Genomic DNA, 14,735 nt, shown 5'->3' on the forward strand with positions numbered 1-14,735 from the left:
CCTTTGGTGGGTTTCCTGGATCAGGTTCCCATTCCCAGGTGTGCTCCGCCTGCCACATCGAGGGACACGCCGGTGATGTAGCGGTTGTTTGGGTCGGCAAGGAAAAGGATCGCGCGGGCGACTTCGTCTGGTTCGGCGAATCGGCCCATGGGAAGTTGCGCGGCGCGTTTGGCCCGGTTGGCGGTTGCGTCAGGTCCTGAGTCTGTTGCGAACTGTGCCCACATGGGAGTGTTTACTGGGCCTGGTGCGATGGCGTTGACCGAGATGCCGTTGGGGCCGAGCAGCTCGGCGAAGGACCACATAATGTGAAGTACTGCGAGTTTGCTTGCGTTGTAGGGCAAGTAGTTCAGGCGGGCTTCTTTGGCTGCAACGGAGGAGAGGATCACGATGGCACCCGGGGTTCCGGTCCCAATCATTGATTGTGCTGTTTCCCGGACCATGGAGAACGTGCCGGAACCGTTGATCCGCATGATGGCGTCGAATTCTTCGGTCGTTGTTTTCATGATGTCCGGCGTGGTGCCCAGGACTCCAGCGGCGTGGACGAGAGCGTCGATGCGCCCGTACCTGGTTGTGATGTCACGGACGACTGTGGCGCATTGTTCTTCCGAGGTGATGTCGAGCGGGAAGAAGCCGGCCAGTTCCTGGCCCTCTTTCGGGGCGCGGTCGGCACCTACGACGAGAGCCCCTTCCGTTGTGAGTGCGTCGACGACTGCATCACCGATTCCGCCGCTTGATCCGGTTACCAGAACGACCTGGTCTTTGAGGCTCATCTGATAACTCCGCTTGTCCGTTGCTGCCTTGCGGTTAGCTGGTGGTCTGCTCGTTTCATCTTTCTAAGTCCTTACTTGAGGTGTTTCAAAGGGTGTGCCATCGTTCCGGGCGCGGCTGCTTCAGTGGGCGTCGCTCCGTGCGCTGACCTGCTGCTGGGCTGTTGAAGCCTGGGTTCTCTGCCAGCCCTGGTCCAGGGCGGAGCGCGTGCCAGTGCTGGCTAGCTGTTGCCGCTCGTGGCGTGGCTTGCCCATTGTCGGCCTTCTTGTTCTTCTGTGGGCAGTCCGGAGGCGGCGAGGATCCGGTCGAGCAGGCGCTGGGTCTGAACGGCTTCGCGGCCGGAGGTCAGTGGCTGTACCCGGTCAGCGACCCGGTCCAGGAAGTGGTCGACGGCGGCGGAGAATCCGAGTGTGTCGGTCGCTGTTGCCCAGCCGTAGGCCTCGGCGCTGAGCTCGCGTGATGTGGTGACTCCCCTGACGGTGGTCGACACTGTTTCGGGGGTGCGGACCTCCACCGTCTTGCCGTCGCCGTAGGCGTCGAGTTTCTCGTTCCAAGCACCTGCTGTTCGGGCAGCCATGAGCACTCCGGTGTTGCCGGTGTCGAAGCGGATCATGGCTGCGACGCCGTCTTCTTCCCAAGGGTCATCACCGGCGGCGTGTGCGGCGACGTCCACGGGTTCGCCGCCGCAGTACCAGCGGAGCAGGTCGACCATGTGAATGGCGTTCTCGAACGTTGCGCGGTATTCGGATCCGGGGCGGTTCTTTTGGGCCACACAGAAGGTGGCGCCTTTGGTGCCGAACAGGTCACGGCCGGCGGTGTAGACGGGTGCATAGCGGCGGTTGAAGTCGACCATCAGGATGCGGCCGCGCTCGTCGGCCAGGTCCGCCAAGCGTTCTGCCTCCTCGGTGGCCGGGGCCAGGGGCTTTTCGCAGAACACGTCGACGTCATTGTTAATGCACAGCTGGACCGCGTGGGCGTGCTCGGACCGGGGCGTGAGGACGAAGACAGCGTCAAGGTCCTGGGAGGCCAGCATGTCTTCCACTGACCGGTAGGCGGCGCCGAAACCCCAGCGCCGGACCAGGTTGCCCGGGTCCTCGCGGCGAGACACCAGGGCTGCCAACTCGACATCATCGCGCTGGACGAGTGTGGGCAGCTGGGCGATAGTGGCGATATTGCCTGCGCCGATGACGCCGACGCGGAGGCGCTGCCCGTTCATCGGGCGTTCTCCATTTCAGCGAGATCACTGAGCATTCCGCGCAGTGCAGCCACCGATTCCCGGAAACCGTCCTCGGGGGTTGGGAGGTCTTGCGGGTGCCAGCGGTACTCGTACTCGATGCTCAGCAGGTCATCGTAGCCGTGCCGCAACAGCGCCGCGAGGATCTGGGGCCAGGGAAGGACGCCGGTGCCGATGACCCGTGATCGGACGGCGCGCTCGGACGCGTCGACGCGGGCCGTTTCAGTGGCGCGGAAGGCCGCCTTGGGATCGGTGAACACGAGGTCCTTCACGTGCACGTGACCGATCAGGTCGCCTTGAACGGCAAAGGCCTGCTCGAACGTCTCGTCGTGGGTGAAGGTGAGGTTGGCCTGGTCGTAGAGAACACGAACGGCCGGGTGGGCAACCTCCTGCACGAGCGCGGCGGTTTCTCCCGCGGTCTGGGTCATGGTGCCGAAGTGGTTCTCCACGCACAGCCGCACGCCGGCCTGTTCCGCCTCGGGTGCCAGGGTCTGCAGGGCCTCCCGCAGTTTCGCCCATCGCCTGGCATGATCGGTGTCACCGGGATGCCAGGATCCCGCGTACACACGCACCCGGTCGGCGCCGAGCAGATGCGCGGTCTCAATCGCTCCGCGGAATTCGTCGACTCCCCCGCGCCACTCACTCTCGTCCAGGGCGTTAATGGCTGTGGTGTAGGGCGTGAGGCCAATAATCGGCAGGCCCTCGTCTTCCGCCGCCTTCAGTGCCTCCAGGGCGGCGCGCCGGTCCCCTCGAGGCAGACCTGAGGTGTAGCCGTCCTGGTAGATGACTTCGGCGGCATCGAGCCCTGCGGCCCGAAAAAGCTTCAGTGCCTGGGGGACCGTGTGGTTCGGAGTGCCGAGTGTGTGACCTGCAAGCCTCATTGTTGATTGTCCTTCCTGAAAGTGTCTTGAGTTCCTGTCCAGTCCGCTGGACCGACGAGCCGGGGTGGGGATGCGACGCGGGATCGGTCGACGATTTCCATCAGCAGCCCCCAGGGAGTGATGAAGTAGGTCCAGCGGTTGCCGGCCACGCGCGGACTGTCGCCGGCCACTTCCTTGCGCTCCCCGAGCACGCGCACTCCCGGGGTGTCCTGCAGCACTGCGATCGCTTCGTCGACGTCGTCCACAACGAAGCACAGGTGGTGCCCGCCCGCGTCGCAATGCCGTGGCGGGGTCTCCCGCCGCTCAGCGCTGCTCCATTCGAACAGCTCGATGTTCAGGTTCGGGGGCAGGCGGAGCATGGCGAGGGTGAGCCGGGCATCGGCAGGGACTTCGAAGTTGGTGGGCATGAATTCTTCGTCGGGTCCGCGTTCGGAGCGGTACAGCTCCTCGGCGCCGAGTACCTCCACGAAGAACCTGATGGCGTCCTCGAGGTTCGGAACTGTCAGCCCGACGTGGTCGGTGTGCCGCAGCCCGGGCAGCCGCCGCAGGGTTCCTTCGTTGGCCCCGGTCACGTGCGCGGTCCTGAGGTGGAGGCGCGCACCAGAAGTTCAGGTTCCAGAACGACGTGGTCCACCGAGCCGTTCAGGTTCTGCTTTTCTGCCAGTTCGATGGCGATGTTTCCCATGTCTGCGATCGGCTGCCGCACCGTGGTCAGGGGCGGGTTGAACCGGGCCCCCAGTGCCAAGCCGTCAAAGCCCATGACCGACACGTCCTCCGGTACGCGGATACCGCTTTGGCCCAGGGCCGAGATCACGGCGAAGGCGACCATGTCATTGGCGGCGATAATCGCCGTCGGTGGGTTTTCCATCTCGAGGTAGTGCTTTGCCGCGCGCGCCCCTGCGTCCGGGTCGGAGCCGCTGTCGAGTACAAGGGGCGTGCTGTTGCCTTCCGTTGACAGTTCCAGGTAGGCGTCCATCCGGTCCTGGGCGGTGTGGGTTCCGGAGATACCGGAAACGTAGCCGATCGAGGTGTGCCCCAGGGAGCGCAGGTGTTCCAAGGCGAGGACTATTCCGCGGCGGCTGTCGACGGTAACCGTTGGAACCGAGGAGTCGCCTTCCACACGGTCGATAACCACCACCTTGTGGCCAAAATCGAAGCGTTTCAGGGCGTCGATGTCGACTTTGGTGGAGGGCGCGACGATGCCGAAGGGCGCGTACATGGCCTGCATTGCGGTGAGATACCCGTCGGTCTTGGCAGGATCTCCGTTCGTGACACACAGCAGCAGCTGGTAGCCGCGATCATCGGCGGCCTGGGTCATGGTCTTGGCAAGTTCTGCAAAGAACGGGTTGGTGATGTCAGGCACGATCAGCGGGACGAAGGTGCTGGTCTTTCGACGCAGAGCCTGGGCGAGCGGGCTCATCGTGTAGCCGAGCCCTTCGGCGACCCGGAGGATGTGCTCGCGGGTTTCGCTTTTCACCGCTTCCGGCCGGGAGAATGCCCGGGAAACCGTAGAGCGGTGGACACCGGCCGCCTTCGCGACAACGTCAATACTAAGGTCGGCCATCTTCTTTTCCTCCGTGCTGGTTGTCATATGCCTGCCAAATCGGGCGCATCGCATCTTCGAGCTGGGCCAGTGTTGGCATCCCTCGGAATCCATCTTCCAGCGTCTGCGCGACACGGCGTACGAACGGATCATAGAGAGGGTCACTGTCAACGTTGATCATGGCGGACTCCGTCGCCCCGTCCAACGTCGTGAACGTGGCAGAACCGTCTGAGTCGACAGAGGCGAATCCGGCCTCCCCTGCCGACGTGTAGCTGCAGTAGCGCTGCAACGGCGAATTCGGGAATGCGTACCCCACCTCGATGATGGCTTCACGCCCGCTAGGAGTGGTAACTATGAGGCTGGCATGGTCCTCAACACCGGCACCGTGCAGAACGGAAGAGAGCCGGGAATCTACGTTCTCTGCTGACTCGTCACTGCCCTGCAGGAACAGATCGACAAAATGCGGTGCCAGATTCGCCAGGCAACCACCACCTGCAGCAGCAGGGTCCAGCATCCAAGGATTGCCGTTATTCAGGTAGCGCGAGGGCGGCCCGGCGATAAAGGACATTCTCTGGTACGTCGGACGACCGGCCTTGGCCAGCCACCGGTCGGCGGGGCCGCCTCGCTGAACCAACGGGACTGTCGCGGCCACACCGGCCGCTTCCGCGGCCTTCCGCACCTGGACAAGTTCCGCAAGGGAGGTTCCCAGAGGCTTCTCCACCACGAACGGAATGCCGCGCTCGATCAGCGCAAGACACTTTTCCGCCATACCGTTGTGCGGGCCGAAGACATAGGCAAGCCCGAGATCCGGCAGATCCACCAGGCTCCGCCAGTCAGCCTCCACGGGAGCGCCCCACGCCTCCGCAAGTCCCCTGACGAGCGACACGTCCTCGTCACCGACGCCGACGATCTGGTGTTCTTCGCCCATTGCTCGCGCACAGAGCGGGACGTGCCAGTGCGAAGCACCAAGAATGATCGTGCGTGGTCCACTCATCTGCCAGCCCCTTCGCTAAGTATGAGAGATCTTCTTACCCGCCCATTGTGAGATCGGTTGCTGAGATCGGTTGCAATAACAGTATGGATGATGGGAGAGTTTGTCAACGACACTTCAACAGCGGCCCAGTGGTGCCCCCGGAACAAGGGAAACTGCTTGGGCCGGAAGAAAGGCCAGCAATGTATAAGAAACTTCGCACCCTAAACACCATCGACGAATCCGGCGCCGTCCTCATCGTCCGCCTTGCAAACGCGGAGGTGGCAGAACGCGTTGCCGAAGCGGCAATCGCCGGTGGATTTCGCGCCATTGAAATCACACTCTCGATCCCGGGCGCTGTGGACGTAATCCGTCAGCTCTCTGCCAAGCACGGGCTCAACGGAGTCGCGGTCGGAGCCGGAACGGTTCTGGACGAGCACTCAGCATACGAGTGCATCCGAGCCGGCGCAGACTTCCTGGTCAGCCCCCAGCTGAACCCGGCAATGATCCGGACGGCCAACCGGTACCAGGTACCCACCATCAGCGGGGCCTACACGCCGACCGAGCTTGTTAATTCCGCCGAAGCCGGCGCTGACATCCTCAAGCTCTTTCCCACCGAAGCCGGCGGCATCCCCTACGCCAAGTCCGTACTGGCCCCGCTGGCACACCTGCCGATCATGCCGGCGGGCGGCGTGACCGTGGAGAACGTGAGCGAATGGTTCGCCGCCGGCGTTGCAGGTGTCGCAGTCGGCAGCGCCGTGACAAAAGCGTGGCAGCCCGATGGCGACTTCTCCCGCGTCACCGAGGCCGCCAGGGAATTTCTCTCAGCAGTGGCAGAGGCCCGCCAATGACAGCCCCCAAAGTCTTCATCGTCATCGGCCCTGCCGGATCCGGAAAGACAACCATTGCCCAGCAAACAGCCAAGGAACACCACGCCGCGTACCTGGACAAGGACCGGATCTGCGGCCGCCTTGTCGAGTTCGCACTGGAGGCGCTGGGGCATGACCCCACCGACCGGGAATCCAACACCTTCTACCGGGAAAATCTGCTGCCTTTGGAGTACCAGACCCTCATGGATGTCGCAGGAGTGAACCTGCGGCTGGGACGATCGGTCGTACTCGATGCACCCTTCGGTGCATACTTCGCGGTACCGGACTACCTGACGCGCGCCGCGGAAGAATTCCACTGGCCTGCCTCGGAGACCACAGTCGTGCGGGTGCACGTCCCCCAGGATGTTCTTAGGGGGCGACTCACTCAGCGGGGCCTGGCGAGGGACCGGTGGAAACTTGCGCATTGGGATGAGTACTGGGCGTCCTACGGCAGCCTGGACTGCACCTGGACCGGAGTCCATTTCCTTGATCTCAACAACGAAAAACGCCTGCCCCTTCAGGGATGACCCTGCAGGTCCGGCTCGAAAATGACCGTTGACATAGCAGGCTAGCCTACGTATCGTTGCTTGCAACCGATCTCAGCAACCGATCTCATATTGGAAAGTGTTGCAACCGATCTCATTGACGGGCGAGAGGCTGGATCAGCTTCTTTCCCACTGCAAGTCAGGCAGCGCCTAGGCGTTGCGCCGGCTCTTGGCCCTGGTTGTTGTCCCGTCGAGGCGAGTTACAGCTGGGCGAGACCCCGCACCGTTCCAGGTGTCCGGGAATATTCCAATGCGTCCTCCGCAGAAAACGTGAAAATATGGAGAGTTCAATGAAGACCTCACAAGACGCCCTCGGCAGTCCAGACCCTTCGGAGCTTCCCGAAGTGCCGAATCCCCGCCGCGCCGTCAATATGGTGGCAGGCACGATCGGCCACTTCGTGGAGTGGTACGACTGGTACATCTACGGGCTCCTGGCAGCGGTGTTCTCGTCACAGATATTTCCAAGCGATGACCCGTTCGCCTCCCTTGTCGCAGCACTGCTCACCTACGCGCTCGGGTTTGTTGTACGCCCGCTCAGCGGAATCATCATCTCTCCACTGGCCGATCGTTTCGGCCGGAAGCTCATCCTGACGCTGTCCGTCTCCGGGATGGCGCTCGGCTCGCTCATCATCGGGCTCACACCTTCATTTGCGACTATCGGTTATGCAGCGCCTGCTCTCTTCCTGTTCGCACGCATCATCCAAGGTATCTCGGCCGGTAGTGAGGGGCAGAGCGCCATCGCATTCATGGTTGAACACGCTCCCGCGAACCGGAGGGGCCTGTTCGGTTCGTTCACCAACATGGCGAGCGGCCTTGCGACCCTCGCAGCGACCGGCGCCGCGGCAATGGTCACCTCATCCTTTGCTCCGGCAGACCTCGCCGCCTGGGGCTGGCGCATCCCGTTCGTCGTGGGCGGCATCCTCGGCGTCGTCGGCCTTATCTTGAGGGCCCGCGCAGAAGAGACCCCCGAATATGAGGCAGAGGCCCTCGTCGATCAAAAGTCCGCCGCGGCCCGCCTGATGGACCTGGTCCGCGAACACCCGAAGGCGCTGCTGCAGGCAGCAGCGCTCTCTGCCCCGGCCGTGGCCTACTACACCTGGGCCACCTTCCTCCCCACCTACGCCAAGCTGACCACTGGCCGGGACCTGTCCTCCACCCTGGCCGGGAGCGTCATCGGGCTGGCCTTGCTCGTCATCATCGTGCCCACCTGCGGCGCGCTCTCTGATCGACTCGGCCGACGCAAAATCTTCCCGATCATCGGTGCCATCGGCATGATCGTCCTCTTCTACCCCATGCTCCTGCTGCTGAACCAGCCAGGCTTCGGCGTCTACGTTCTGGTATCGGCGTCCGGGTGGGTGGTTCTCGGTATCTGGCAGTCGGTGTATCCGACCATCCAGGCAGAACTCTTCCCAGCTGCAGTACGGGTATCGGGCATCGGACTCGCACACCAAATCGTGATTGCCGTCTTCGGTGGCACGGCCCCGCTGATCGCCGCTGCATTCGTCGGCGCCGGACAGCCCATGCTCGTCGCGGTCTACATGATCGCCATTGTCGCCCTCAGCCTCATCGTCTACTTCACCCTCCCGGAGACCGGCAGCCGGGCCGGCCGGGCCACCGTGGCGCTTGCTGACCCTGAGGTACTCGAAGGCGAGCACCTGCTCCTGAGCACGTCGTCGGGCACCAAAGAGAAGCGTTCCCAGTAGGCACGCCTGTCCCTACAGGAAGCCGTGGCGGCTCGATCGGGCAAGAAGGGGCGTGCCTGCCCGGAATCCCTTCGAGCCGCCTGGCCCGCCAGGAGTGCCATCCCTTACGCAGGATCGAAATTCATATTGCGTTATGAATGAAACCAGTTTTCTCCATCGGCGCAGAACCGAGAGGACGCTCCAAATGATTATCAACACATTTTCCTATCTCTGGTCATCCACCGCCATTGATGCCATCGGGGAACTGGTCGAGCATGGCTATGACATCTTTGAAGTTCCGGTTAGCTCTCCGCATTGTTGGCCGGATGAAATATCCGATCCGGAGCGGGCGGCAATCTCTGCAAGACTCAATGACTACGGCGCCAAAATCAGGTCACTGAACGCCGGCGGATATGACATCAATTTGGCCAGCCCCGGCGCTAACATGCGTCGCAAAAGCATTGAGCACATCAAGTCGGTGATTGACCTGGCCGTAGCCTGGGATGTCCCCGAGGTTGTGATATCCCCCGGCACAAGACGCCCCATGATCTCACCTCCACTCGAAAAGGTTTACGGGTGGATGTACGAGAGTCTGGAGAATCTCATTCCGCTGGCCAAACAGGCCGGCACCCGGCTACTTTTCGAAAACACTCCCTATTGCTTCACTCCCACCATCCAGGACCTCGCAGGCGTCGTAAGCACTATTAACGACGACTCAGTGAAGATCGTGTACGACGTCGCCAACGCTGCTTACACAGGAGAGGACCCTGTAGAGGGTTTGCTCTCCCACCACAAATCAATTGGACTAGTGCATATTTCCGACACGGACACGGAAACCTGGGGTCACGATCCAATCGGCACCGGAGTGATCGACTGGACAGGACTAGGCAATGCCGTGCGAGAAACATGTGGAGTCAATAACGTGGTTCTTGAGATCATTCGCGAAGAAAACCCTGTCCAAGAATTCAAGAAGGCGATGCAGGATCTCAAGAATCAAGGCTGGGACCTAGGAAACTAAACCCTTAGTTGGAGATCGCACCTCAGCCGATCGCAGTAAAAAGTAATAGAACTGATTTACATGCAAATTGAACTGCAAGCGACCTAAGCTTTGTAGTCCATAATTTTCCATCATATCTGGTAGTCAATAATGATGCTCATGTGAATCCCTGATAAAAAGGAGTTTGTGCGATGAGGGCTTTGGTTAGTGGCGGAAGTAGCGGCATAGGCGCGGCTACATGCCTAAGAATCGCAGAGGCGGCTCTTGCTCGGGGCGCGCACCCGATGATCGCGGTGTGTGGACACGAATCGAACAGTAGCCAAGAGGAAGTTGTTCGTTCCATCCAGTCAATGGGAGGTACCGCCATAGCATTGGCAGGCGACCTCGCCGACCCCGAGGTGCCAAGCAAACTGGTAGATGCTGCGGTCGCTGAATTCGGTGGCCTGGACGCGTTGGTGGCGAATGCTGGAATCGCTAGCCCCGGCCCAATATGTGACATATCTGTCGAGGACTGGGACAGCATGTTCTCCGTTAACCTCCGCAGCCCGTGGCTTCTTGCCAAAGCAAGCTACCCGCATTTGAGGCAGAGCCGCGGCTCCGCTTGTTTTACCTCTTCAATGTCTGGCCAGTTACCACACGCCGGATCAGGCGCTTACAGCCCCAGCAAGGCTGCGTTGACGATGCTGGCCCAAACACTTGCGCTGGAATGGGCACCTGAAGGAATTCGTGTAAATGTGGTATCCCCGGGTATGACTCATACACGGATGACTGAAAAAATGTATGCCGATCCTCAAATCAAGAAAGCAAGGGAAGAAATTATCCCGTTGGCGAGAATTGGCGATCCCACGGACATTGCGAACGTGATCGAATTTCTTGTAGGCCCCCTGTCGGGTTATGTCACCGGGCAAGACATCTGTGTCGATGGTGGCTTTTCTAAGTCCATTCTTAGCCATATTCCTGGTCGACCTAGCTCTAAATAGCCTGATCTGTATCGGTACCCTGGAAGTGACGTAGCCGTCGCCGCGGAACAGCGGCAGCCCCGCCACCATACGCTCACCACCGGCGACACCAGACCCAGGTATTTGCCCTTGGCCCGCCGTGGCGGGCAGAACACGTTGCGGGCTCTTCGCGGTTCGGGGGGGGGAATTGATTGCCTCCTTCCCCCTCGAGCGCTTTGAGCTTTCCCGACGGGAGATTTCCCCGTCCAGACTAGTTGCGTGGAGAGAACCTGTGGCACAGGGACGGTGTTCGTGCGGTTGGGGCACACCCAAACCATCCTGTCCGCATAGTCAGTCACGGCCCGAATCTTATCCGTTTCCAGCTCAGGTGGTTCAGGCAGCGCCGCGGAGAACTCGCCTCCGCCAGGGCGGAGGCTCTGGACTCAGGTGTCCCGGGGTGCGGATCGGAAGGACGCGCGGCCGGCGGTCCCGACCCGGCTCCTGAGCCTGCTGTCATAAACGCGGCATTATTCGCCGTCCTCGACGTTGTGCCAGAAGGCCATGACGCGCGAATTCCAAACCTCTGGGATTTCCTGGAAGGGCTGGTGAGCCTCACCCTCGAAGACTTCAAAGATGGAACCGGGAATATTGTCGGCCACGGCTTGGCAAAGATTGGGTCGGCTGATCAAATCCTTGCTGCCGGCCAGCACAAGGGTCGGGACCTTTAGTCCGGGGAGGCGGTTGGTTGTTTCATGGTCAATGAAAGCGTCGATGAATGCCTGGATGTCCTCCGTGCTCTGCTTATGCGGAAAAGCAATCAGGCTGTCGATAATCCGCTGGACTGTCCCGTCGTTGTAGGCCCTCGGCGTGTAGGTGAACAGGAAGTGGCCTTCGTGGAAGGCCCGCTCGCTGGGTGCCACTTCGACGAGCCATCTCATGAAGAGCGCCCAAGTCCGAAGATAGGTATCCATGACTGTCCATGTGCCTTGCAAGACCAGACTGCGGACCATCTCGGGGTGGCGCAGGGCCAACTCCTGGGCGATGACACTTCCGCCGGAGAATCCGGCCACGTGAGCTGATGCTATCCCGTGGCCTTTAAGGACGGCGGCTGCATCGTCGGCCAACATTTCGATGGACACCGGCCCGTCGGGTTTCGCGGTCCGGCCGGCCCCCCGGTTGTCGAAGGCTGTGAGGCGGTAGCTGTCGGCAAGCCCGTCCAGCTGAAACTGCCATGATTCGACGGTGTCGCCGAGGCCTCCGATGAGCAGAACGTCCGGGCCTTCCCCCACTTGTTCCGTCCAGATGTTCAGTTCACCGGCCTGCAGGTGCTTTCCCATTGCTGAGCCTTCCGATTCGTCGAGATCTGTCCCATCCCGAACGTTCACAGTTTCCGTCAAGTCGGGTAGTGGCGCAATGAAGTTCTGCTGCCCAAAGGTCCACCGTCCGAGGTGGCATTCGTCGTCGGCGCGCTGACCGTTGCCAGGGACGCCGGGCCACGGAAACGAAGGCTCCGGCATCGGCATCATCGGCGGTTTCAGTTTGGCTGGCGCTTCGAGAAGGGGTCCCTTTCCGGGTTGCGCATGACCCCGGTTATGGCTCGGATCTGGTCCAGACGCCTCCGGTAGTAGGCAGCGGCCAGGATGCTGAAGACCGAAATATGGCTATGGCTGCGGGGACTGGCAAGGACGGAAACCAGTACGAGTGGCAGTCCTGGCCGCCGGACTCGCTCGAGGGCATGCCGCCGAAACGTAGGCGGCTGGCAGAATGGGCGCTGTTCTTCTGGTTCGTCCTGCTGGGCGGACTCTTGGGATCTGCCCTTGAGGCAGTTGGCGTTCCGCAGCCATGGCGGGCACTGCTCGTGCTAGCCGTGTTGGCCGCCGTCTTCGTTCCCCTTATCCGGGCGGCCGTCTTGGAAACACGCCAGCTGCGGGCCGAAGGGATCGAGCTGCCCTCTTATTCGGTTACGCGCAAATCGCTGATCGCCGCGGCCGTCATCACCGGCGTGCCTGTCCGCGGGGAACAGGGGTACACCTCCCCCGACCTCAAGCTCGAAGCATTCCTTGCGGTGCTCCGCCGGGGAATCCACGGCATCAGCATATTCGGACCGGTTCCATCAGACGCTGCTGGCACCCAGTATCACGCCTTCTGGTTTCCGAGCCGGTCTTCGAGCAGCTTCAGACTGCTATGACCGGCGGCCACGTGGAGCAGCCCCTCGTCCGTTTCCAGGGCGACGATGTGCCAGCCGCGCTTTACCTCGGTGGGCCTTTTGGCCGGTGGTTCAACCGGGCCTTTGAGGATGACATCGAAGAACGGCCTGATCGTGCCCGCCGGGTTGCCTTCGCCGACAAGGTCCGGCTGGAACCTGATGGCCCCGCGGCTCACCTGAGCAAACCCGGGTAGCCACAGGTGTCGGTTGGACCCCGGGTGGGAATCCGGGTAGCGGATCGCGCACTCGATGATGCCCCGTTCGGCATCACGTGCCAGTCGTTCCTTCCTCTGCGGCGCCGCGAGCCGGACGAGCAGGAAAGCGCCCAACCCAAAGGCGCCGAAGGACATGGTCGTCGAACCCCAGAAGCCGAAGTTCTCACGGAGTAGGTCCGAGGTTATGGTGGCCAAGAAGAGCAACAGCCCAAATGACCGTGGCAGGATCTTTTCCCACCTGCCCCGAGGGGCTGGCTTGAGCGTCTCCCCTGCCATGCCTGAATCCTAGGCCTACGGCAGAAACCGGAATAGCCCGACCCGTAAGCTTCCTCTCCCGGATCTGAAAGGCATGGCAAGGGCAAACGCCCTGTAGGGGCTGCAGATGGACTTCGACTCACCGCCGCAGCTGATCGAGCACTTAGGGCTGGCCCGTCCAGCTGAAATGGACGGAACCGCCCCGGCTTAGGAGCGCCTACTCGGCCTCCGGCAGGTCGCCGGTGAAGCCGTATTTCTTGTGCACTTTCCGGAGCAGCACGGTCAGGTCCTCGATGACGAGCCGGCGGATGTCGCTCTCGTCCGTCGCCAGGATCCGGTCGAGGTTCGGCATGATCGTGCTGGTTACGCTCAGCCCGGTCTTCCGCATCCGTGTCGAGGTGGCGCTGTCCCCGGTGTGCATGGCTGCTGCGCCCGGGTACCAGCCGTAGCTGCCGGCGATCCTGAACTCCAGCACCCGCAGTGGGCCACTAAGCCACCATTGCCGCCATGCCGCTGAAGCGTTCAAATCCATCGTGACTTCCCGGGCCCTCCCCCTGTACAACCGCACCCGGTACGGGGCATCCTCAAGGTCCTCGTTGTAGACCAGGAACTCCGCGTCCTCACGCCGGACGAAGGGCCACAGCGTCTCGGTGCTCCGCTCGAAGGCAGCCTGAAAATCCAGCGGGAACGCGTTACCGAACATGCCCTCGACGTAATCAATAGCGGCCGGCCGGTCCGGGTGTTCCCTGAAATGCCCTTCCGGCGGTTGGAAATTGCCGACGAGGACTTGGTAGAGGCACCAGCCCCTCAGCCACGGCTCGTACTCGAAAGGCTTCGGCTCCGGCAGCCGCCCCAGCGGCGGTGCGGGGTCCTCGCCGATCCGGTTGACGTCTGATGCCCGGGCCAAAGCCGCGCGAAGCTCGAAGAGGTCCCTGGGCTCTGGCCGGGAAGACCACCGATCGTACACCGTGGCGGCGCGCCGCTGCGCCTGCTCATAGAGGTCGATGATCGTTGCGGGAGTCTCCGCGCGCAGCTTCCTGATCAGTAACTCCGATTGCGGGCCAGGATCGTGGTTCCACAGCCGCGCTTCCTGCACGAAAACCTCGAGGTCCACCTAATGCCCCTTTGCCGTTCCCGCGCCTGCAGCCAGGTGCCGGTTGCGTTGCTCGACGAGTTTCCGGAGGTAGCGGGTGAGGACCAGCTTCTCCACCAGGCGCCCGAGCGGCCCGAGGGGTGCCGCGAACTCGATTCGGTCCAGCATCACGGTTCCGTCGGCGTCTTCGCTGAACTCGTGGACGTGCCGGAAGCTCCGGAAAGGGCCGCGGACCTGTTCATCCACGAAGTAGTCCGGCGCCTGCACTTCGGTGATCCGGCTCGTCATCCGCAGTGGCACCCCGAAATGCCAGGCCCGCCAAGTCACCTCCTCGCCCAGGGAGATCAGCCCCGAGGTGACACCGGCAACCGCCTGTTCCCGGGAGCGCGCCATCGACTCCTTGTGCGCATCAATGCTCCGGGCGAGGTCGAAGAGTTCTTCTTTGCCCAGGGTTGTCCGGGTTGTGCATTCGAAGGAAGCAGCCATGGTCAGAGTATGTCAGTCTCGGGCGCGCGTTGTGTCTCGAAGCATGCGCGGCC

Annotated in this window: 16 protein-coding genes; 6 read left to right on the forward strand and 10 right to left on the reverse strand. The window is 62.1% G+C overall.

Annotation, left to right across the window (positions count from 1 at the left end; translation table 11 throughout):
• Nucleotides 1–20 precede the first annotated feature (20 nt).
• The 6 genes from ACIP90_RS19330 to ACIP90_RS19355 form a co-directional block, all read right to left on the reverse strand.
• The gene (locus tag ACIP90_RS19330; RefSeq protein WP_400581279.1) at nt 21–770 is read right to left on the reverse strand and encodes an SDR family NAD(P)-dependent oxidoreductase; all 750 of its coding nucleotides are present in this window, start codon (nt 768–770) and stop codon (nt 21–23) included.
• 218 nt (nt 771–988) lie between these two features.
• Nucleotides 989–1,984, reverse strand: a complete 996-nt coding sequence (locus ACIP90_RS19335) for a Gfo/Idh/MocA family protein (RefSeq protein ID WP_400581280.1) — start codon at nt 1,982–1,984, stop codon at nt 989–991.
• Nucleotides 1,981–2,883, reverse strand: a complete 903-nt coding sequence (locus ACIP90_RS19340; RefSeq protein ID WP_400581281.1) for a sugar phosphate isomerase/epimerase family protein — start codon at nt 2,881–2,883, stop codon at nt 1,981–1,983. Before ACIP90_RS19340 ends, ACIP90_RS19335 begins: the two co-directional genes overlap by 4 nt.
• Nucleotides 2,880–3,455, reverse strand: a complete 576-nt coding sequence (locus tag ACIP90_RS19345) for a VOC family protein (protein ID WP_400581282.1) — start codon at nt 3,453–3,455, stop codon at nt 2,880–2,882. Before ACIP90_RS19345 ends, ACIP90_RS19340 begins: the two co-directional genes overlap by 4 nt.
• Nucleotides 3,452–4,447, reverse strand: coding sequence for a LacI family DNA-binding transcriptional regulator (locus ACIP90_RS19350; protein WP_400581283.1), 996 nt, complete (start codon nt 4,445–4,447; stop codon nt 3,452–3,454). Before ACIP90_RS19350 ends, ACIP90_RS19345 begins: the two co-directional genes overlap by 4 nt.
• Complete coding sequence (locus tag ACIP90_RS19355) at nt 4,434–5,420, reverse strand: Gfo/Idh/MocA family protein (protein WP_400581284.1); 987 nt, start codon at nt 5,418–5,420, stop codon at nt 4,434–4,436. The genes ACIP90_RS19350 and ACIP90_RS19355 overlap by 14 nt, the downstream gene beginning before the upstream one ends.
• Nucleotides 5,421–5,599: 179 nt before the next feature.
• Between ACIP90_RS19355 and ACIP90_RS19360 the strand changes: the two genes are divergently transcribed.
• The 5 genes from ACIP90_RS19360 to ACIP90_RS19380 all read left to right on the forward strand — a co-directional run bounded on the left by ACIP90_RS19360 (nt 5,600) and on the right by ACIP90_RS19380 (nt 10,469).
• The gene (locus tag ACIP90_RS19360) at nt 5,600–6,247 is read left to right on the forward strand and encodes a bifunctional 4-hydroxy-2-oxoglutarate aldolase/2-dehydro-3-deoxy-phosphogluconate aldolase (RefSeq protein WP_400581285.1); all 648 of its coding nucleotides are present in this window, start codon (nt 5,600–5,602) and stop codon (nt 6,245–6,247) included.
• Nucleotides 6,244–6,792, forward strand: a complete 549-nt coding sequence (locus ACIP90_RS19365; protein ID WP_400581286.1) for an AAA family ATPase — start codon at nt 6,244–6,246, stop codon at nt 6,790–6,792. The genes ACIP90_RS19360 and ACIP90_RS19365 overlap by 4 nt, the downstream gene beginning before the upstream one ends.
• Before the next feature lie 308 nt (nt 6,793–7,100).
• Nucleotides 7,101–8,513, forward strand: a complete 1,413-nt coding sequence (locus tag ACIP90_RS19370) for an MFS transporter (RefSeq protein WP_400581287.1) — start codon at nt 7,101–7,103, stop codon at nt 8,511–8,513.
• 184 nt (nt 8,514–8,697) lie between these two features.
• Nucleotides 8,698–9,510, forward strand: coding sequence for a sugar phosphate isomerase/epimerase family protein (locus ACIP90_RS19375; protein ID WP_400581288.1), 813 nt, complete (start codon nt 8,698–8,700; stop codon nt 9,508–9,510).
• Between the two features lie 170 nt (nt 9,511–9,680).
• A complete protein-coding gene (locus tag ACIP90_RS19380; protein ID WP_400581289.1) occupies nt 9,681–10,469 on the forward strand; it encodes an SDR family NAD(P)-dependent oxidoreductase in 789 nt (262 codons plus the stop codon).
• 485 nt (nt 10,470–10,954) lie between these two features.
• Here ACIP90_RS19380 and ACIP90_RS19385 read toward each other — a convergent pair whose 3' ends face one another.
• Nucleotides 10,955–11,764, reverse strand: coding sequence for an alpha/beta fold hydrolase (locus ACIP90_RS19385; protein WP_400581290.1), 810 nt, complete (start codon nt 11,762–11,764; stop codon nt 10,955–10,957).
• A gap of 326 nt (nt 11,765–12,090) precedes the next feature.
• Between ACIP90_RS19385 and ACIP90_RS19390 the strand changes: the two genes are divergently transcribed.
• Nucleotides 12,091–12,615, forward strand: a complete 525-nt coding sequence (locus tag ACIP90_RS19390) for a hypothetical protein (protein ID WP_400581291.1) — start codon at nt 12,091–12,093, stop codon at nt 12,613–12,615.
• Here the strand turns inward: ACIP90_RS19390 and ACIP90_RS19395 are convergent.
• The 3 genes from ACIP90_RS19395 to ACIP90_RS19405 all read right to left on the reverse strand — a co-directional run bounded on the left by ACIP90_RS19395 (nt 12,564) and on the right by ACIP90_RS19405 (nt 14,682).
• The gene (locus tag ACIP90_RS19395) at nt 12,564–13,124 is read right to left on the reverse strand and encodes a hypothetical protein (RefSeq protein WP_400581292.1); all 561 of its coding nucleotides are present in this window, start codon (nt 13,122–13,124) and stop codon (nt 12,564–12,566) included. The genes ACIP90_RS19390 and ACIP90_RS19395 overlap by 52 nt on opposite strands.
• Before the next feature lie 196 nt (nt 13,125–13,320).
• Nucleotides 13,321–14,217, reverse strand: coding sequence for a hypothetical protein (locus tag ACIP90_RS19400; RefSeq protein WP_400581293.1), 897 nt, complete (start codon nt 14,215–14,217; stop codon nt 13,321–13,323).
• Nucleotides 14,218–14,682 carry an SRPBCC family protein gene (locus ACIP90_RS19405; RefSeq protein WP_400581294.1) on the reverse strand — a complete coding sequence of 155 codons (465 nt, stop codon included), beginning with the start codon at nt 14,680–14,682 and terminating at the stop codon, nt 14,218–14,220. It abuts the gene before it with no gap.
• Nucleotides 14,683–14,735 lie beyond the last annotated feature (53 nt).

The sequence above is a fragment of the Arthrobacter sp. NPDC093139 genome, from assembly GCF_044754165.1.
Lineage (GTDB): Bacteria > Actinomycetota > Actinomycetes > Actinomycetales > Micrococcaceae > Arthrobacter.